Source organism: Pseudoalteromonas sp. L1, assembly GCF_021728095.1.
Taxonomy (GTDB): domain Bacteria; phylum Pseudomonadota; class Gammaproteobacteria; order Enterobacterales; family Alteromonadaceae; genus Pseudoalteromonas.
In genome coordinates this window covers 170,292-190,028 of record NZ_JAKKCT010000003.1, presented here as the reverse complement: position 1 = coordinate 190,028, position 19,737 = coordinate 170,292, and the positions used below count along the sequence as shown (strand labels likewise).

The window sequence follows — 19,737 nt, the reverse complement described above, 5'->3', positions numbered from 1 at the left end:
TTTCGTGGTTAACTAAAGACCTTGGGGTATGTATTTATTTTTAAAGGGGGTAAATCAAACTTTGAATTAAAAAGTAAATTTTGGCATAGTCTAAATCAGGTACATGGATATTTTAAAAAGGACTCTAAGTGAAAACATTCTCAAAAGCCTTAGTATTACTAACGGCCATTTTTAGCTATTCAATCTCGGCAAAGCCCCTTATTTCACCTTACCCAAACAGTGAACTTGAAAGCTCAATCAATTTAGCTGGCGAGCAAACTAAATTGGTGAGCCAATTTGATATGACCCAAAAAACAGCAAATCGCTTTAGTTATACTGAGCATATTGGTGATGTTAGTCATAATTTATATGAAATTAAGAATGTGGCTACTCTTAAAGTGATTGAAAACTATAAAGCAGCGCTCATAGCTGATGGCTTTAAAATAGCTTACTCATGTGAACTTGAATCATGTGGTACAAGCAGCGATTTTGCTGACACAGTGAGCTATTTCAATCCATATAATTACCACCGTAAACCTTATTATGTTTATGCAACGAAAGGTGAAGCCCCAGACTTTGCAGTGGCGGTTTTTGCTGGTCAATATCAGAATAAAACCCGTGTTATGGTTTCTTCCGTGGCAGTAAAAGAGATTGAAACAGGGTTAATTAAAGCGGATGCAGCTGGCTTTGCAAAACAGCAAAATAACAACGTAGCTAAAGCAGCAAAAGATGATGAAAGAGGCTCTAAAGATCACCCATTATTAAGCCGTTACCCTGGTAGTTATATCGAATCATATGAACAGATTGACTATGAAGAGTTTTCGTTGCCAGTTGGTGCATTCGATACGAATACTAAACAATTACCTGTTGAAAAAGTGACAGGGGATATTACCCGCATTACCTATGTAATTAGGCAAGTATCAACACTTAAAATTTATCACAACTATGTGTCAGCATTGACGAAAGAAGGCTTTGAAACGGTGTTTAGTTGTGAGCACCAAACCTGTGGCAAGGACAGAAAAGCAATACAAGCGCTCGGCGATCATATAGCAATAAAACAGGTGTACAACTATCACCGACAGCCTCGCTATCAGCTGATGAAAAGTACAGTAGAGAACCAAACAACGTATGTCGGTTTTTTTGTTGGTAATTACCAAGGTAACACGCGTGTTCAACTTGTTGTTATTCGAACTGAGCCATTACAAGAGGGCCTAGTTAAAACAAACCCCGATCAGGTATTAAAGCAGCTAGAGCAAAAAGGGAAAGCGGCTATTTATGGTATTTTCTTTGATTACGACAAAGCAGATATCAAGCCTGAGTCAGCGGAATCATTAAAAGTGATTGCTGATGTTTTAAATAAAAATAAACGTTTAAACCTGTACGTGGTTGGCCACACCGATGATAAAGGTAGTCCTGAGTATAACTTAACGCTGTCATCCAAGCGCGCCAAAGCCGTTGTTAAAGCACTTGTGGGTCAATACGGTATTAAAGAATCGCGCTTAACAAGCTATGGAGTAGGGCCTTATGCACCTGCCGCAACCAACAAAAACGACTTAGGTCGTCAGCTTAATAGGCGAGTAGAGCTCGTTGAACGGTTAACTAATTAAACATTGTGGGGGCTTGCAAGCCCCTGTTAAATTTTATTGCGAATAAGATCACGCACTATAAAGCGGGCAGGGTGAATCGCTTGGCTCACTCGCTCGCTAAATGGTCTTGGCTCATCACTCAAGCAGGCAATTAAATGCTCGGCACATAAAGGAGCGCTACAAAGTCCTCTCGCCCCAAATCCTGTAAGTATATGCAGCCCTTGTTGAGGTTTTTCTAAGGTTTGGTATTGGTAGCGTTTACCTAGCCTTAAATTAGCAAATGCGCTGCTGTAATCACTTTGCTCTGCCCATTCACCCGCCATGGGCAGATGATCGATAAAGGTACATCTAACCGCGGCTTTTGCTGAAGTTATCTCACCTAGGGTGTTGGCAAACTCGCTGTTTGGGTAAAAGCTAAGTAATTGCTCGCGGTTTGTTTGGTTGTCTTGCTGTTTTACTTCGCGGCTTTTCGAATTTTTTTCAAATGTCGCTCCCATGCAGTGATGGCCTTGATACTCAGGCGTAAAATAACCTTTGTGACAGAGTACGGTTTTTAAGCGCTTTGATGATGCGCTTGCTTGAACATGCGAAACTTGTCCTCGAACGCCTACAACGGGTAATGCTTGAGTTTGGTTAAATTGGTCGCTGTGCTCACCTGCACAATTAATCACATCGCTAAACGGGCCAAATGTTTGCTCTTGTGTATGTAAAAGCCAACCTGCGGCGGTTTTTTCGAGCTGTTTAATATGGCAATTAAAATGACTGTTAATCGTGCTTAGTGAGTTGGCTGCATTAAACAGTGCCGTTACAAGTGCGGGGGGGGTGACCCAGCCGCCTTTTTCAAAAAATACACCTGAATAGCCTGTGTCAACACCAGCAATTTCATCACCTTCGCAGGCGCTAACATTACGCATTAGTTCTGTTGGCCAGAGCTCTTTATTGGCAAGGTTTTGATGCTTATCGGCAAGGCCTTGTTTTACTGCATGTTGTAACACACCACACCATTGGTGAGGGTAGTCAAAGCCAGCATCAAGTAATTGCTGATAAAGGCGCATAGCATATAAAAAACTATGGGCAAACATTTCGCTATGCGGTGAGTTTTTGGCTTGTAGGTGCGGGTAAACAGCGCCCTGAACATTATGTGAAGCGCCCATAGCAAGTGCTTCATCTTGACAAAATAATGAGGTAGTAATCCCTCTTTTAGCCAGTGAGTACAGTACGCTGCTACCGGCTATACCGCCGCCAATCACAGCCACATTGTTTAACTTGCTCGTCTGGTGAGAAAAATAAGCAGGGGCAGATTGTTGCTCATTTGACTCTGCTAATTCGCCAATGAGCATTTCACGTTTTTTACCATAGCCCTTCGCTTTGCCTATTATAAAGCCAGCCTCTATTAAACCACGTCTTACAAATCCTGCTGCGGTGAAGGTAGCAAGGGTGGCTTTACTGCGCGAAATAGTACGCATTTTATTAAATAGGCTCTGTTGCCACATATCGGGGTTTTTACTAGGGGCAAAGCCATCGAGATACCAAGCATCAATGATACCTTCACTTGAATAGCTCATAGCATCAATGCTGTCTTGTACATCACCAAAGTAGAGATCAAGCACAATACGGCCATTAGCAAACTCGAGCCTGTGACATCCCGCTAAATTGATAGGGTAGTTTGCAATAAGTTGTTCACTATAAAGGGCAAGCGTAGGCCATGCCTTGAGTGCGTGAATAAGATCATCACGTTTTATTGGGTATTTTTCAAACGAGATAAAATGCAGGCGGTTAACACTTTTTTTACCACTATGGTCGTGTTGATTTTGAACTTCTCGCTCTGCATGCTGCCTATCAAGGTGAGCTGCAAAATGCTGCCATGTGTTTAAAAAGTTAAGCCCTGTACCAAAGCCCGTTTCGGCAATCACAAAGTGGTTGCGGTCATGATTTTGTAATCGTTGCGAGATATTGTTTTGTTGATAAAACACATAATGCGATTCAGCTAAGCCATCGTCATTGGAGAAATAAACATCGCCAAATTCATCGGCGACGGGTGTACCAAGGTGATTAAAATGAATATTTGCGTTTTTGATCATGACTTAACTAAATAACAACGAACTTTTTTTCATTATTTTACGTGTTTTCTTTGAAATAGTCTGGCGTTATTTATAAGCTACACATTCAGAGTACATGTGTACGCTAGAAAGCTGACCACTTCGAGAGTAATTTCAGCGTAAAATAGAACATAATTTAGTATATAGCTAAGGTAATTACCCATGAGAAGAGCCGTTATTACGGGCATCGGTGTTGTATCAAGCATCGGTAACAACAAAGAAGAAGTATTAGAATCATTAAAACAGGGTCGCAGTGGTATTGCGTTCAACCAAGAATTTGCTGATTACAACCTACGTAGTAACGTATCTGGCAAAATCGATATTGATGTTAAAGAATTTGTTGATCGTAAAGCAATGCGTTTTATGGGCGATGCGGCTGCATATGCCTATATCTCTATGGCACAAGCAATTGCAGATGCAGGCCTTAACGAAGAACAAGTTTCGAACGAACGCACAGGTTTATTAGTGGGTTCAGGTGGTGGTTCATCTAAATGGCAAGTAGAAGCCGCAGACATCCTACGTGAAAAAGGTGTAAAACGTGTAGGCCCGTACATGGTTCCACGTACAATGGCGAGCACGACCTCGGCGTGTCTGGCAACACCATTTAAAATTAAAGGTGTTAACTATTCAATTAGCTCTGCATGTGCGACATCTGCACACTGTATTGGTCATGCGGTTGAGCAAATTCAACTAGGTAAGCAAGACGTTATTTTTGCAGGTGGCGGTGAAGAGCTTCACTGGACACTGGCAATGGAATTCGATGCAATGGGTGCATTGTCAACGAAATACAACGAAACACCAGAAAAAGCATCGCGTACGTACGATGCAAACCGTGATGGCTTTGTTATCTCTGGCGGTGGCGGTATTGTTGTTGTTGAAGAGCTTGAACATGCGCTTGCTCGTGGTGCGCACATTTATGCAGAGATCACAGGCTATGGCGCAACATCTGATGGTTACGACATGGTAGCACCATCAGGTGAAGGTGCTGTACGTTGTATGAAGCAAGCGATGCAAGGTATTGAAGGTGGTATTGATTATTTAAATACTCACGGTACTTCAACACCTGTAGGTGATGTAAAAGAGTTAGGCGCAATCCAAGAAGTATTTGGTGGTAACTCGCCAATGATCAGTGCAACCAAAGCTATGACTGGTCACGCATTAGGTGCGGCCGGTGTTCATGAAGCGATTTTCTCACTACTTATGCTTGAAAATAACTTTGTAGCACCTTCAATTAATATTGATGAGTTAGATGAACAAGCACAAGGCTTAAACATCGTGACAGAGCGTCAAGATGTAGAATTAAATACTGTTATGTCTAACAGTTTTGGTTTTGGTGGAACGAACGCCACGCTTGTTATGAGCAAATACAAAGGTTAATTTTATCTTGTTTGTATGAAAGCCGAGCTTTGCTCGGCTTTTTTGTTTTTAAGCACGTCAGTTTTTTATAGATAACGGCAAAATCCTCAGAGCTGTTAACTATCCGAAAGCTGATTATTTAGTTACAATAGCGCCACTTTTCTGCTTCTCGGACACACAGATGAAAATTCTTGCAGATCAAAATATGCCATTGGTTGAGCAGTACTTTGCTGATTTTGGTGATGTTGAGCGATTTGATGGCCGTAACCTAAAGCCTGAGCAACTTAAAGGGGTTGATATACTTTTAACGCGTTCTGTTACAAACGTAGATAAAGCCTTATTAACTCAAGCAGATAAACTAAAATTTGTGGGTACAGCAACGATAGGTGTTGATCACATTGATACCGATTTACTTGCTGAGCGAAATATTGCCTTTAGCAGTGCACCTGGTTGTAATGCCGTGGCGGTTGCAGAGTACGTAATTAGTAGCCTATATGCTCTAAGCCAAGAAAATGCCAGCTCTTTGCAAGGTAAAACGCTTGGTATTGTAGGTGTTGGCAGTATTGGTAGTTGTTTACGCGATAAGCTAAGTCAGTTAGGAATGACACTATTATTATGTGATCCGCCAAAGCATGAAGCAGGTGAGCTACCCAACCATACTGATTTAGACACTCTATTGGCTGATTCTGATATTGTTACTTTTCATGTTCCTTTAGTGAAACACGGCCCGCATAAAACGTTGCATATGCTAGATAAAACACGCCTGAGCGCACTTAAGCCTGGTATGATCATTATTAATGCAAGCCGTGGCGATGTAATTGATAATCAAGCGTTACTTGACGTGTTCGAGCAAGGTGCACAATTAGACTGTGTGCTTGATGTATGGGAAAACGAACCCACTATATTGACCCCACTGCTTGATTACGTACGCTTTGCCAGCGTACACATTGCAGGGCATACACAGGAAGGAAAAGCGCGCGGTACGCAAATGCTTTACCAAAAAGTCTGTGAACTAGAAGGGGTTGCAGCGCTTAAATCGTTAGAAGATTTTCTACCAGAACCTATTTGCCATGCAGTCACACTAGGCGAAACATTTAGCTTGGATGATATCGGCCGACTGGTGCATCTAATATATGATGTGCGTCGTGATGATGGGATCTTGCGTAGCAAGCTTAGTAGTGAGGGTTTTGATAGTTTACGTAAAAATTATCCGCCCCGACGTGAGTTTAATACTTTGTCGGTTGCCGCAAACAGTGCGTGTGAAGCTACATTAGCTGCACTGGGATTTAGAATTAATGAATAGAGCATTTGCTTTATTCTCATGAGGAAAACACATGTCGCAAAAATTTAATGTTGCAGTTTTAGGTGCCACAGGTTTAGTGGGTCGCCAAATTATCGATACGTTAGAAGATCGTAAGTTCCCAGTTGACCAATTATTTTTACTTGCAAGCAGCCGTAGCGCAGGTGAAGAAATTCAATTTCGCGGTGAAGCGATTGAAGTCCTTGATGTAGAAGAATTTGACTTTAGCCAAGCACATATTGGTTTATTCTCAGCTGGTGGCAGTGTCTCTGAAAAGTACGCACCAATAGCCGCAGAAGCAGGGTGTGTTGTTATCGATAACACATCGCACTTTAGAAACGATTTTGATGTACCACTTGTTATTCCTGAAGTGAACGCATCAAGCTTAGCTGATTTTAGAAACCGTAATATTATTGCCAACCCAAATTGCTCGACCATTCAAATGTTAGTGGCATTGAAACCAATTTATGATGCCTACGGTATTGACCGTATTAATGTGTCTACCTACCAAGCCGTGTCAGGTGCAGGTAAAGAGGCGGTTGATGAGCTTGCAAAACAAACAGCAAACTTAATGAATGCACGTCCTATGGATAATGCTGTTTTTCCTAAACAGATTGCGTTTAACGTTATTCCTCAAATCGATAGTTTTGAAGACAATGGCTACACACGTGAAGAAATGAAAATGGTAAACGAAACACAGAAAATCCTTGGTGATAGCAGTGTTGTTGTTAACCCTACATGTGTGCGTGTGCCAGTATTTTTTGGCCACAGTGAAGCAATTAACATTGAAACACGTATGCCGGTTGATTTAGAGCATGTAAAACAGTTACTAAATGATGCCGAAGGGGTTGAGCTTATTGATGATTTAGCCGATTACCCAACAGCAGTATCTGATGCAAGCGGCAACGATACTGTTTATGTAGGTCGTCTGCGTGCAGATATTTCTCATCCACACGGACTAAACATGTGGGTTGTGAGTGATAACACTCGTAAAGGCGCAGCCACAAATAGTGTGCAAATTGCAGAAGAGCTAATTGCAAACTATCTTTAAATCTGATGATTTAGGCTGAATTAAAAACGGAGAAAGCGGCGAGTTGCCGCTTTTTTTGTGAATTCACTGCCAAATTATTGCCGCATACGCTGTAAAAGCGTATAAACTTAACCATAACAATAAAAATATATCTCAGCCGCGATTATTTAAGCTATTTACTATCAATGTGTTGCAATAGATATTGTAGCCCAACTGGTTTATAGTTTGCAGCTGGAATAGAGTTTGCAAGAAAACACAATTAAGAATTCAATTCTGCAAGAATTACTCAATGTTTAAGCAACGACAGTTGCTGCGTTAACATTTAAAACACGAAAGGATCAGCATGCGCGGTTTAGCTACACTCTTTTTATTAGCGTCTGCATTGGTGATAACACCAACTTACTCTAATGAAGGCACCACTCTTAAAGGCCCCAAAGGTGTCGATTATGGTGCGCAGGGGCGCTCAATTGGTCCAATTAAGCCGACCGATACTTTATGGCGTATTGCGGCTAAAGTTCGACCTGATAACTCAGTGAGTATCTATCAAGTCATGCAGGCTCTGTATGAGAAAAATCCATCATCGTTTCTTGATCAAAACCTTAATCACATGCGTGATGGCGCTTATCTTAAAATCCCTACAATTGCTGAAATGCGAGCTGTCAACGCAACGCTTGCAAAAGCACGCTCTGAGCAAGACGATGAACTATGGGAAAGAAAGAAAAACGGCACGTTAACGACAGCACAAATTAATGAATCTCAAAAGAAAGTAACGCAAGCCCGTAAAGTTGATGTTGATGAAGCTAAACAAGAGTTAAAGCAAGAAATTAACACCATTAAGGCTGAGCAGGGTACGCAACTGGTTGAGTTGCAAAAGCAATTTAAGTCGTCTGTGGAAAATGTTGAAGAGATTTTAGAAGAAAACAATAAGCTAAAAAACCAACTTACGGGTATTTCTAAAGAGCTTGAAACTGTTCGTAATCAGCTAGGCCAAGATAGCGAAATTCAAAAGCAGCTTAAAGAACTGATTGATAAACAAAACGAAATTATTGAGCAGCAAAGAGCAAAAAAGATTGAACAGGACAGTGGGGTTAACTTTTCATCACTTTTGAGCAACCCATTTGTTCTGGGCGCGTTAATGTTTATACCTGCATTACTGGTTATTGGCGGCGTGATTATGTTTTTGAAAAAACGCAATCGTAATGAACCAGAGTCGACAGATGACGATGAGTTTTTACCGCAGAGCCCAAGCTTCTCTTCAGAAGAAGAGCTAGACCCTATAATTGACTCTGATCCGCTTGTGCCTGAGCCTGAACAAGATAGCGATGATCTTAGTGTTCGTTTAGACGATGACGATTTAGAACAAGACATGCTGCCTGATGATGACATTATTTTTGATGACAGCATTGATGATGGCTTTGATGAAGACGATGACAATGTTTTGAATCAAGACGAGCTTGAAGGACTTTTGAGTGACGATATTGTCTTTAATGATGATACGCCAGAACAAGCGATTGAAGATGATGAACTTGATTCATTCTTACAGCAAGACTTTGACCAATCTGATGATGACGGCTTAGGTGATGAAATTGATTTAGATAGTGAGCCATCTGCTGCAGACACTTCTGGTGATATTTTAAGTGCCGATGATATTGATAATTTATTTGAAAACGATGACAGCCTTGATGATTCGCTTGAGTCAAGCTCTTCAAATGATGAAATGGCCGCCTTAAGTGAAGAACTTGCTGAAGAAGACTTTGATATCGATAGCTTGATTGATGAGCAACAAGACGCAGCAGAGGATACGCATGCAAGTATTGATAACGATGATATTGATGATCTACTCGACGAACCTTCAAATGAGCCTGATGCAGAACTGATCGATGAAGACGATTTCGATATAGATAGTCTAATCGATGAAGCACAAACAGACGAGTCTGAACTAGCACCTGTTGAAGAAGGTGATCTTGTTGATGAAGATGAAGCAGATGATGCCTTTGACCTAGATGATATCGACTCACTCATTGATGAAGCCGCACAAGATCAAAACAATGAGCCTGATCAAGTTGAACCAGACGCGGATGCACTTGTCGATGAAGATGAGATTGATGATGCACTCGATATCGATGACATCGACTCACTTATCGATGAAGCCGCACAAGATCAAAACGATGAGCCAGCTCAAGTTGAACCAGACGCGGATGCACTTGTTGATGAAGATGAGATTGATGATGCACTCGATATCGATGACATCGACTCACTTATCGACGAAGCCGCACAAGATCAAAACGATGAGCCAGCTGAAGTTGAACCAGACGCGGATGCACTTGTTGATGAAGGTGACATTGAGGACGACTTTGATTTAGATGACATTGACTCACTTATCGACGAAGCCGCAGAAGAGCAATCGGATGAGCCAGCTCAAGTTGAACCAGACGCGGATGCACTTATTGATGAAGGTGACATTGAGGACGACTTTGATTTAGATGACATTGACTCACTTATCGACGAAGCCGCAGAAGAGCAATCGGATGGGCCAGCTCAAGTTGAGCTAGACGCGGATGCACTTGTTGATGAAGACGAGATTGATGATGCACTCGATGTCGATGACATTGACTCACTTATCGACGAAGCCGCAGAAGATCAAAACGATGAGCCAACACAGGTTGAGCCAGATGCGGATGCACTTGTTGATGAAGACGACATTGATGATGCACTCGATGTTGATGATATTGACGCACTTATCGACGAAGCCGCAGAAGAGCAAGCGGATGAGCCAGCACAGGTTGAGCCAGATGCGGATGTACTTGTTGATGAAGACGAGATTGATGATGCACTTGATGTCGATGACATTGACTCACTTATCGACGAAGCCGCAGAAGAGCCAGCACACGTTGAACCAGACGCGGATGCACTTGTTGATGAAGACGACATTGATGATGCACTCGATGTCGATGATATTGACGCACTTATCGACGAAGCCGCAGAAGAGCAAGCGGATGAGCCAGCACACGTTGAACCAGATGCGGACGCACTTGTTGATGAAGACGAGATTGAAGATACACTCGACGTTGATGATATTGACTCGCTTACCGATGAGGATGAATTAGATGATTCACTCAATGGTGATGACGAATTAGCGCTTGATGATATTGATGAGCTAATACAAGAGGCAAATGAATTAAAGCAAGATACGCAGGCACAAATTTCAGAACTCTCTGATTCAGAGCCCTCATCTGAGCATGATGAAAATCTCACTGATTCACTCGAAGATCTTGCTGATGCAGAACAAGCAATTGATGATACTCGCGTAGAAGAGCTTGCATCGGAGTTAAATGATGATGCAGACATTGACGAAGTTGATATTGATGAAGCTATCAATACTGACTTTAGTGAAAACAGTGATGACTTGCTAGATGATGACGACAGTTTAGATGAATATGATGATCCATCATTAAAGAGTGTTGATGAGCTTCTTAGCGAAATTGGGGAAGAGGAAGAGTATGTCGCTGCACCAGACTGGTCAATAGATGAGCCAAATGAAGATTTTGAAGAAGTAGAAATCGATCTTGGCGATGATCCGCTCGCTGAAGAAGAGCGTGTCGATGACGTTGATTTAGACGCTGAAGATGAGCCATTATCACAAGATATGGTTACCCCAAGCCAAGAGTTGGAAGAGTATCCAGAGCTTGAATTTGATGAGTTAGAAGCAGACGAGGTTGTTGACGAAACAAACAATGAAACAGAGTTAACACCGAGTCAAGCGGAGCAAGACTTCGCAGACTCTCTTGCTGCGGCGGGTGTCGATCAGCTAGATGATGACTTTGACGATGAGATTCTCATCGACAATGAGTTTACAGAAGATGACTTAATTGACTCTGATGAAGAGAACACACAAGAAGGTGATAACCTACTTAATTTAGGTACTGAGCACGAACAGGAGCAGACACTAGCTGATAAAGAGCCAGCTTCAACGGATGACTTCAGTGATATTTCAGATGATGATATCGACGATGATTTCATGGCTGATCTTACGCAAACAGACTTTGATGCGTTATTAAATGAACTTGCAGAACCTGATGATAGCCATGTTGCCGATGCCAGCGAATTTGATGTTGATTTTAATGCGCTTCTAAATGAAGACCTACAAATTGACGACTCAAATAGTGACGAGTTAGAAACCACAGAGCTTAACAGCACTTCACCTGATACCTCGGCCAGTGATGAGTTTGTGGATATTGATTCATTGCTCGAACAAAGTGATGATGAAGCGCTTGATTACGAGCCTTATGACGATGTGGATATGGATGTCGGCTTAAGTGACTTTGATGACTTACTAGCAGGTGATAACCCAACAGACGTTGATGCAGAGAGCGGTGGTTATTCTGCCAAGCTTGATTTAGCAAGAGCATATATTGAAATTGACGATTTTGATTCAGCTTTACAGGCTATTGAAGATGTCATCAACAACGGCCCAGATGAAGTGCAAGCAGAGGCAAAGTCGCTAAAGGCGAAGCTTAACGGGTAAGGTCATTTTAGACTAGAAAACCGAGCTATTTGAAGTGACCCCCACTAGTTGGATAATCCAATTACTGGGGGTCTTTTTATGTCCTAAAATCACCGTGCTTCATATGGTGAAAAAATTGACTCTTGCCTAGTTCATCACTTGCTTCTTACAGTACAGAATCTAATTATCATTAATAAATAATGCTGCTAACTTGTTAAAATTAAAAAGTGAGTGCTATTTTTGGGTCTTATGTAATTGGAAATTTGGCTTAGTGTTATGACGTAAGCTTGGTATTCATTTAATGACACATACCGACAGGTAAGCAGAATGAAAAAAAAAGTAGGAAGTTGTATTAAGGAAGAGGAATGAAATACCTAATAACTCTCATATTATCTCTGTCGATGAATAAGGCAAAAATTCGAACAATCAAATTCAATTTCATTCATCGAATCTGATTGTTCGAGTTAGCGTCATTCAGCGAATGCTTAATTATTTCCTATCTTCTAAACGGCGAGCTTTGAAGTCAGAATCAGCTTTCCACTTTGGCCAATCACCGTTATTGGCAAGCTTGGCAGCAATATCAACAATGAGTTCAATATCTTGCTCAACGCCACCCATTGACCATTGTGGCGAATAGTCATCTGCTTCTTTATGGTATTTATGAGCAATGTAGTCTGGGTCGGTATCACCTAGGCTCATAAACAACAAGCTAGGCACACCTTGTTTAGCTAAAGAGAAGTGGTCTGAGCGAAAAAACAGGCCGTTTTGAGGACGAGGGTCCATTTTAACGTGGCGGCCTTGTGCTTTGGCTGCATCAGCTAGGTAGTCTTCCATTTCAGACATGCCTTTTCCATATTGTAAAATGTAATCAACGCCATCAAGCACATTCATGCCATCAATGTTTAGTAGTGCCACCATGTGTTTTGTAGGCACAATCTCACCGGTAGCAAATTGCTCAGAGCCAATTAAGCCAGTTTCTTCTGCGGTGAAGTTGGCGAAGATAATAGAGCGTTTAAATGGCTTTTTCTTGTGCATTTCACTAAGAATGCGAGCAATTTCAACTGTCGCTGCGCTCCCAGATGCATTATCAACAGCACCATTGTAAATCTTCAGCCCATCATCAGTTTGCTTGGTACCAAAATGATCCCAATGTGCACCAATGACAATGTACTCATCAGGGGTTTCACTACCTTTAAGCGTTGCAACAACGTTATGCGATTGCGCTTGAGAGATATCACTTTTCAGTGTCAGCGCTGCTTTCGCTTTTAAATCAACTGGTCGAAAGTCTGCTTTTAATGCGTTGGCTTTTTCAGTTTGATAATCAAAACCTGCTTGCGCGAATATTTCATTGGCAGCTTGTTCATCAATCCAACCCATAACAGGGACGTCTGAGGCATTGTTAGCTTGGTCGATTAAGGTATATTTACTGCCCGTGTTAGAGCTTTCTACAACGCCCCAAGGGTAAGCAGCAGGGGCTGTTTCGTGGACGATGAAAACAGCTTTTGCACCCTGATGTGCGCCTTCTTCGTATTTGTAAGTCCAACGACCATAATAGGTCATCGCATTACCAGTGAATAGCGTCTCATCTTGAGTAGCAAAACCTGGATCATTAACAAGTACTATGATTGTTTTGTCTTTGACATCAATATCGGCAAAGTCATTCCAATTATATTCAGGTGCATTAATACCGTAGCCAACAAACACAACATCAGAACCATCAATATTAATTTCTGGATTAATTTGTTGAGTGCGAGCAGTAAAGTCACTGCCTGCATTGAAACTTAGATCACCGACTTTCAATGTCATGTTTTGATCAGGCGTGAGTTTCGCCATAGTAACAGGTTGCAAAAACTCGCCTTTGTAGCTGCCTGTTAGGCCAAGTTTTTTATATTCATTTGCTAGGTAGTTAATTGTTAGCGTTTCGCCTTCCGTTAGCGGTCCACGACCTAAAAATTCATCAGAAGCAAGTGTTTTAATATGTGAGCGTACATTGTCAATGTTCACAGTTTCATTGTTTATTACGCTTTCACTAGTATTTGATGCAGGCTCTGAGCAGCCCGCTAAACCAACTGCAAAGGCTAGGCTTGCGTATTTTAAGTAGGTTATCATCATTTTTTCTGGTTTGTTGAACAGAGTCTCACTATATTGGCAGGAAGTGGGACTGTCCAGAAAGACGCTTTCAATAACTAATTATTCAAGATGAAAGGGTAGTCATGCACTTCGCATCCTTTAATTTTACCACCATGCTTTATCGATAACAGAATCTTGAATTTTAAATATCTCACCAACTAGCGGTGTGCTGAGCGAAACATGCTCTTGTGCGGCTTTTTTTGCAACGCGCCTTAGTGGGTCATACCATGCATGAAAGGCTAAGTCGAAAGTACCATTGTGGACAGGCACCATCACATCGCCTTTGAGGTCTAAATGTGCTTGTACAGACTGCTCGGGTGTCATGTGAATATCAGCCCAATCTTTATCATAGGCACCTGTTTCTATAAAAGTAATATCAAATGGCCCATAGCGGTCGCCAATTTCTTTAAAACCTGCAAAGTAACCGGAGTCTCCACTGAAGTAAAAGCGCTTATTGTTGACCTTAATTGCCCATGAACCCCATAGTGTTTTGTTGCCATCAGTTAAACCACGGCCAGAGAAGTGCTGTGTTGGTGTAAATACAATTTGGCTATTTGCCGTATTTTGCTCTTGCCACCAATCAAAACTATGCACTTTTTGTTCATCAACGCCCCATTTTTTAAGGTCGTTTTCGACACCAAGCGGCACATAAAAAGACACCGTTTTATCGACTAGTTGTTTAATTGCCGCTTTATCTAAGTGGTCATAATGGTTGTGTGAAATAAACACTTTTGCGATGTTTGGTAACTCTTCAATGCTGATCGGTGTTGGCTGAAAGCGTTTTGGACCCATAAATGTAAAAGGCGAAGCGCGCTCTGAAAATACTGGATCAAATAGCCAGTATTCGCCATACACTTTCGCTAAAATAGATGAATGACCTAACTTTACAAAATGCACTGTGTCATTTGATAAACGCTCAAGTTGTGCATTAGAAACAGAGTGCATTGGAAGATCACCTTTAGGCTCAGCATCAATTTTCTTTTCAGTAATGAATCGTTTGAAGATACCTAGTGTTTTCTTAAAGCTAGGTCTTTCAACTTGAGCGCTATTGTGAAACTTGCCGTCTGTTAATTGTGCTGAGTGGCTGTTGTTACTCACACCTTCAGCAACTAATTGATTATTCATAATAAACACTCCCATCACGATGCATAGAGCGGCGCTTGCTAGCCATTTAAGAAATTTCATATTGTCACCACAAGTAAACTACACAGTGTAGTTTTTCATGGTTTATATTAAAAGTAAACTATATAGTGCAATTTTTGTTTTTGCGTTACACTAGCTAGGTAATCGGAGGGGTCGATGAAATTATCACAAAGAAAGCGATTAGATATTTTAAATGCTGCAGAAACTCTTTTCTTTCAGCAAGGATTTGAGCATACCAGTATGGATCAGGTAGCGAGTTTAGCAGAGGTTTCGAAGCGAACGGTTTACAACCACTTTGAGAATAAGGATGTGTTGTTTCAGGCTATTTTAGTCTTTATGTTTGAAAAGGTACGTAAAGATAATGCTGTGCTTTTTAATAGCGATAAACCCGTCAATGAGCAGCTTACACAAATAGCTGAACAAGAAGTTGCTTTATTAACGTCTAAGGAGTTTTTAAAAGTAGCAAAAGTTGCTTTTATGCAGATGTTACAGCAGCCTGACTTGGCCAAATCACTTGCTAATAATAGTATGGGGTGTATGCAAGATTTAGTGGCGTTTTTAGAACAAGCTACGCTCGCTCAGAAATTACAAGTTGAAGATGCAGAGTTTGCAGCTAAACAGTTTGTCTACCAATTAAAGTCATTAATTTTTTATCCGTTACTTTATGGTTTTGAGCAACAAGACAGTAAAGCCAACGCAGAGATTATTAGGCAAACGGTTAAAATGTTTTTAGCCCGATACCAAGTTTAAGGACTGCAAATGAAAACAGGGATTGTCGTACTCGGTGCACCTAATGAGGCGGATGGCAGCTTATCGGTAATTGCAAAAAGTCGTTGTGATAAAGCATTCGAGGTGTATTTAAATAACCCAAGTAGCTATATTTTATGTACTGGGGGTTACGGTAGTTTTAATCTCAGTGCTCACCCACATGGTTATTTAACGCAACGATATTTAATGAGCTTAGGTGTTGCTGAAAAAGTTTTTTTAGATAATGCACCCAGCCGGTTTACGTTAGAAGATGCGACACTTGCAAAACCTATTTTAGAAGCAGCGGGCATTCAAAGGTTAATTTTAGTCAGTTCAGAGTTTCACATTGAGCGTGTTGGGTATGTTTTTAAGCACGTGTTTCCTTCTATGATTTTGCAGAGTGTGTCGGCTATAACGCCCATCTCTGAAGCTGAACTTGTGAAACTATACGCTCATGAGCAGTCTGCAATGCTCAGAGAAGAAGAGAATATTAATCAACTAAAAAGCCGCGAATTATAAAATATCGCGGCCTTTTTTTAGTTTTATATACTGGCGTATTATTTTACTTCTTTACCAGCTGCTTGTTGGTCAGCATGATAGCTTGAGCGAACAAACGGGCCGCAGGCAGCATGCGTAAAGCCAATCTCATCTGCATAGTCTTTTAAAGCATCAAACTCTGCTGGTGGGACGTAACGCTTTACTGCTAGATGGTGTTTAGAGGGTTGTAGGTATTGACCTACAGTTAGCATATCAACGTTATTTTCGCGAAGGTCGCGTAGCACTTCTTCAATCTCGCTAATTTCTTCACCTAAACCTACCATCAAGCCAGACTTTGTTTTCACATTAGGGTGTGCTTCTTTAAAACGGCGTAATAGCTCAAGTGACCATTTATAGTCAGCCCCTGGACGAGCAAGCTTGTATAAACGTGGTGCAGTCTCGAGGTTATGGTTGAATACATCAGGTGGTGTTTCAATTAAGATATCAAGAGCACGGTCCATACGGCCACGGAAATCAGGCACAAGAATTTCAATCGTGATCTTAGGGTTATGCTTACGAATCTCGCGGATACAATCAGCAAAGTGTTGTGCACCACCGTCGCGTAAATCATCGCGATCAACCGATGTGATTACAACGTAGCTTAGCTTCATATCTTTGATAGTCAGTGCCAGTTTCTCTGGCTCTGCTGCATCTGGCTTTAATGGACGGCCGTGTGCAACATCACAGAATGGACAGCGACGTGTACAAATTGCACCTAGAATCATAAAGGTCGCAGTACCGTGGTTGAAACATTCAGATAGGTTAGGGCACGATGCTTCTTCACATACTGAGTGTAAACCATGCTTACGCATAGCTTGTTTAATGCCATCAATACGTTCGGTTGATTTTGGTAAGCGAATTTTTAGCCATTCTGGCTTACGCAACATCTCGTTTTTTTCAGTTGGTAAAACTTTAACTGGGATCAGCGCCATTTTCTCTGCATCACGCAGTTTTACGCCTGGTTCCATTTTGACTGGTTTATTCATTCGTTTTCAAACCCTTCAGTGTGCTTAACCACAGTAGCATTAAGCTTTTTAATCATGTGTTTTACAAGCCCTGCACCTGCTTGCTCGAGATTTTGTGGGCCATGTAAGTCGGTTGTTTGCACCATGTTCATACCTGCATAGCCGCATGGATTGATCCGTAAAAAAGGCGCTAAATCCATGTTTACATTCAGTGCTAAACCGTGGAAAGAGCAGCCGCGACGAACGCGAAGACCAAGTGAGGCCACTTTACTATCGTTTACGTAGACACCTGGTGCATCGGCTTTGGCGTAAGCATCAATATCATAATCTTTAAGCGTATCTATAATACACTCTTCTAACCAAGTGACGAGTTCACGCACACCAATATTTAAACGACGTAAATTAAACAGCACGTACATCATTTGTTGACCTGGTCCGTGATAGGTAACTTGGCCACCACGATCCACTTGAATAACTTCAATATCACCCGTGTTTAGCAAGTGTTCTGCTTTACCTGCTTGGCCTTGTGTAAATACAGGTTCGTGTTCTACTAACCAGATTTCATCCGCGGTATGTTCATCACGAGTATCAGTAAAAGATTGCATTTTTTGCCAAGTAGGCATGTAACGCTGACGACCTAACTGACGAACGATTAATTCTCTTTCGCTCACGACTTACTCCGTAATCAGCCTATAGCATATGACGTACGTCATCGATGTTGCTGATCACGTTATAGATTTCTTCAATGTGCTCTTTGCTTGTGACCGTTGCAACAAGCGTTACTGATTCGTAATTACCTTTGCTGCTTGGCTTTACTTTAGGTGCGTAATCACCTGGTGCAATAGGTTGCAGCTTTTCTAAGACTTGATCTGTCAAGTTTACATTTGCTAAGCCCATGATTTTAAATGTAAATGGGCAAGGGAAGTCTAAATACTCATCAAACTTAGTATTTTTAACAGGTTGAACCACGACGGTGACTCCTCAAACAGTGAGTGTGCTTAATAGAGATTTTCTCGGCCATTTCTTGGCGTTAAGCAAACTAGGTTATGACGCACTCGACCCAGCGCGACTGATATGGGGCGCATTCTATCATTTTTCAGGCAAAAAAAAACGCCTTGCGATGCAAGGCGTTTATAATCTTTTATTCGTTATTACATTATTTGTAAACGTAGGTAATCATAAATTTTGCTAAAGAAGCTACCTTCTGCTACTTCCTCTAGTGTAACTAGTGGATATTGCGCGATTTCTTCACCTTCAAGCTGTAAAAATAAAGTACCTACTTTTGTCCCTTTTTCAAGCGGTGCTTCTAAGGTTTTATCAAGCTCAAAGTTTGCTTTTAAATTTTTACGTTGACCACGAGGGATCGTAATCGGTGTATCTTCTAAAATACCCAAAGATACATTTTCTTTGTTACCCATCCAAATACGTTGCTCTGCGAAGCTATCGCCAGCTTTGTACGGTGTAATCGTTTCGAAAAAGCGAAAGCCATAGTTAAGTAATTTTTTACTTTCAACTTTACGTGCGCGCTCACTTTCTGCGCCCATAATGACAGCAATTAAACGCATATCGTCTTTAGTCGCAGAGCTCACTAAGCTATAACCCGCTTCTGATGTGTGGCCAGTTTTGATGCCATCAACATTCATGCTCTCATCCCATAACAATGAGTTACGGTTATATTGTTTAATGCCATTATAAGTGAATGATTTTTTAGCATACACTTCGTATTCATCAGGTACGTCACGAATAAGTGCAGCGCCCAGTGTCGCCATATCGCGTGGAGTTGTAAAATGCTCAGTTGTATCTAAACCATGGCTATTGATAAAGTGGCTGTTAGTCATACCTAATTTTTCAGCATGAGCATTCATTAAATCAGCAAATGCACTTTCACTACCAGCAATATGCTCGGCCATTGCCACACAGGCATCGTTACCAGATTGAATGATGATGCCATGGTTAAGATCGTCAACACTGATCTGTTTACCAACTTCGATAAACATTTTTGATGATTCAGGGAAATTCTTTGCCCACGCTTTTTCACTTACAGTAACCATATCTGTAGGTGATATGTTACCTGCTTTAATTTCAGTACCAATTACATAACTGGTCATCATTTTGGTTAAACTTGCAGGCGCCAATTTGGTATCGGCTTCGCCTTCTGCGATCACTTTACCGGTGGTGAAATCAACCAAGAAGTAACCTTTCGCATTAACTTGAGGTGGGGCAGGGATGATTTGGGCTGTTGCAGAGAAAACGCTAGCAGTGCAAACAAGGCCACAAACGCCACTTAAGATTTTATATTTTATAGATTTCATCATACTCATTAATGGTTAAAGTTAAACATGTCGCGTTAACCTATTCTAA

The 19,737-nt window shown here is 41.3% G+C and carries 14 protein-coding genes; 7 read left to right on the top strand and 7 right to left on the bottom strand.

Translation table 11 applies throughout. The features are described from left to right. Positions 1 to 128 precede the first annotated feature (128 nt). Positions 129 to 1,586, top strand: a complete 1,458-nt coding sequence (locus tag L3V38_RS10950) for an OmpA family protein (RefSeq protein ID WP_237119417.1) — start codon at positions 129 to 131, stop codon at positions 1,584 to 1,586. Between the two features lie 26 nt (positions 1,587 to 1,612). Here the strand turns inward: L3V38_RS10950 and mnmC are convergent, their stop codons facing one another. Continuing rightward, positions 1,613 to 3,646 (bottom strand): bifunctional tRNA (5-methylaminomethyl-2-thiouridine)(34)-methyltransferase MnmD/FAD-dependent 5-carboxymethylaminomethyl-2-thiouridine(34) oxidoreductase MnmC, encoded by a 2,034-nt coding sequence (mnmC, locus tag L3V38_RS10945; protein ID WP_237119416.1) that lies wholly within the window; start codon positions 3,644 to 3,646, stop codon positions 1,613 to 1,615. A gap of 180 nt (positions 3,647 to 3,826) precedes the next feature. On the opposite strand from mnmC, the gene fabB reads away from it, so the two are divergent. The 4 genes from fabB to L3V38_RS10925 all read left to right on the top strand — a co-directional run bounded on the left by fabB (position 3,827) and on the right by L3V38_RS10925 (position 11,875). Continuing rightward, positions 3,827 to 5,041 carry a beta-ketoacyl-ACP synthase I gene (gene fabB, locus L3V38_RS10940; RefSeq protein WP_062570633.1) on the top strand — a complete coding sequence of 405 codons (1,215 nt, stop codon included), beginning with the start codon at positions 3,827 to 3,829 and terminating at the stop codon, positions 5,039 to 5,041. Between the two features lie 160 nt (positions 5,042 to 5,201). Further along, complete coding sequence (locus L3V38_RS10935; protein WP_237119415.1) at positions 5,202 to 6,323, top strand: 4-phosphoerythronate dehydrogenase; 1,122 nt, start codon at positions 5,202 to 5,204, stop codon at positions 6,321 to 6,323. A 31-nt stretch (positions 6,324 to 6,354) separates the two neighbouring features. Further along, positions 6,355 to 7,371: an aspartate-semialdehyde dehydrogenase gene (locus L3V38_RS10930; protein WP_130151314.1), complete on the top strand. Its 1,017-nt coding sequence runs from the start codon at positions 6,355 to 6,357 to the stop codon at positions 7,369 to 7,371. Between the two features lie 322 nt (positions 7,372 to 7,693). Further along, the gene (locus tag L3V38_RS10925; protein WP_237119414.1) at positions 7,694 to 11,875 is read left to right on the top strand and encodes a FimV/HubP family polar landmark protein; all 4,182 of its coding nucleotides are present in this window, start codon (positions 7,694 to 7,696) and stop codon (positions 11,873 to 11,875) included. A gap of 468 nt (positions 11,876 to 12,343) precedes the next feature. Here the strand turns inward: L3V38_RS10925 and L3V38_RS10920 are convergent, their stop codons facing one another. Then, on the bottom strand, positions 12,344 to 13,966 hold the full coding sequence (locus L3V38_RS10920; RefSeq protein ID WP_237119413.1) for a M28 family metallopeptidase: 1,623 nt from the start codon (positions 13,964 to 13,966) through the stop codon (positions 12,344 to 12,346). A gap of 123 nt (positions 13,967 to 14,089) precedes the next feature. Then, entirely contained in the window at positions 14,090 to 15,169 is a 1,080-nt protein-coding gene (locus tag L3V38_RS10915; RefSeq protein WP_237119412.1) for an MBL fold metallo-hydrolase, read from the bottom strand. Between the two features lie 114 nt (positions 15,170 to 15,283). Between L3V38_RS10915 and L3V38_RS10910 the strand changes: the two genes are divergently transcribed. Next, the gene (locus L3V38_RS10910) at positions 15,284 to 15,877 is read left to right on the top strand and encodes a TetR/AcrR family transcriptional regulator (protein WP_237119411.1); all 594 of its coding nucleotides are present in this window, start codon (positions 15,284 to 15,286) and stop codon (positions 15,875 to 15,877) included. Positions 15,878 to 15,886: 9 nt separating this feature from the next. Next, entirely contained in the window at positions 15,887 to 16,393 is a 507-nt protein-coding gene (locus tag L3V38_RS10905; RefSeq protein WP_237119410.1) for a YdcF family protein, read from the top strand. Between the two features lie 38 nt (positions 16,394 to 16,431). Here L3V38_RS10905 and lipA read toward each other — a convergent pair whose 3' ends face one another. The 4 genes from lipA to L3V38_RS10885 form a co-directional block, all read right to left on the bottom strand. Further along, on the bottom strand, positions 16,432 to 17,397 hold the full coding sequence (lipA, locus tag L3V38_RS10900) for a lipoyl synthase (protein WP_130151335.1): 966 nt from the start codon (positions 17,395 to 17,397) through the stop codon (positions 16,432 to 16,434). Further along, the gene (gene lipB, locus L3V38_RS10895) at positions 17,394 to 18,047 is read right to left on the bottom strand and encodes a lipoyl(octanoyl) transferase LipB (RefSeq protein WP_237119409.1); all 654 of its coding nucleotides are present in this window, start codon (positions 18,045 to 18,047) and stop codon (positions 17,394 to 17,396) included. The genes lipA and lipB overlap by 4 nt, the downstream gene beginning before the upstream one ends. A 19-nt stretch (positions 18,048 to 18,066) precedes the next feature. Continuing rightward, the gene (gene ybeD / locus L3V38_RS10890) at positions 18,067 to 18,345 is read right to left on the bottom strand and encodes a DUF493 family protein YbeD (protein WP_062570642.1); all 279 of its coding nucleotides are present in this window, start codon (positions 18,343 to 18,345) and stop codon (positions 18,067 to 18,069) included. Positions 18,346 to 18,527: 182 nt separating this feature from the next. Next, positions 18,528 to 19,688 carry a serine hydrolase gene (locus L3V38_RS10885; RefSeq protein WP_062570808.1) on the bottom strand — a complete coding sequence of 387 codons (1,161 nt, stop codon included), beginning with the start codon at positions 19,686 to 19,688 and terminating at the stop codon, positions 18,528 to 18,530. Positions 19,689 to 19,737 lie beyond the last annotated feature (49 nt).

Bases quoted from the DNA above. Each gene is read 5' to 3' on its own strand.
- mnmC (WP_237119416.1), bottom strand. From the start codon at position 3,646: ATGATCAAAAACGCAAATATTCATTTTAATCACCTTGGTACACCCGTC.
- fabB (WP_062570633.1), top strand. From the start codon at position 3,827: ATGAGAAGAGCCGTTATTACGGGCATCGGTGTTGTATCAAGCATCGGT.
- L3V38_RS10935 (WP_237119415.1), top strand. From the start codon at position 5,202: ATGAAAATTCTTGCAGATCAAAATATGCCATTGGTTGAGCAGTACTTT.
- L3V38_RS10930 (WP_130151314.1), top strand. From the start codon at position 6,355: ATGTCGCAAAAATTTAATGTTGCAGTTTTAGGTGCCACAGGTTTAGTG.
- L3V38_RS10925 (WP_237119414.1), top strand. From the start codon at position 7,694: ATGCGCGGTTTAGCTACACTCTTTTTATTAGCGTCTGCATTGGTGATA.
- L3V38_RS10920 (WP_237119413.1), bottom strand. From the start codon at position 13,966: ATGATGATAACCTACTTAAAATACGCAAGCCTAGCCTTTGCAGTTGGT.
- L3V38_RS10915 (WP_237119412.1), bottom strand. From the start codon at position 15,169: ATGAAATTTCTTAAATGGCTAGCAAGCGCCGCTCTATGCATCGTGATG.
- L3V38_RS10910 (WP_237119411.1), top strand. From the start codon at position 15,284: ATGAAATTATCACAAAGAAAGCGATTAGATATTTTAAATGCTGCAGAA.
- L3V38_RS10905 (WP_237119410.1), top strand. From the start codon at position 15,887: ATGAAAACAGGGATTGTCGTACTCGGTGCACCTAATGAGGCGGATGGC.
- lipA (WP_130151335.1), bottom strand. From the start codon at position 17,397: ATGAATAAACCAGTCAAAATGGAACCAGGCGTAAAACTGCGTGATGCA.
- L3V38_RS10885 (WP_062570808.1), bottom strand. From the start codon at position 19,688: ATGAAATCTATAAAATATAAAATCTTAAGTGGCGTTTGTGGCCTTGTT.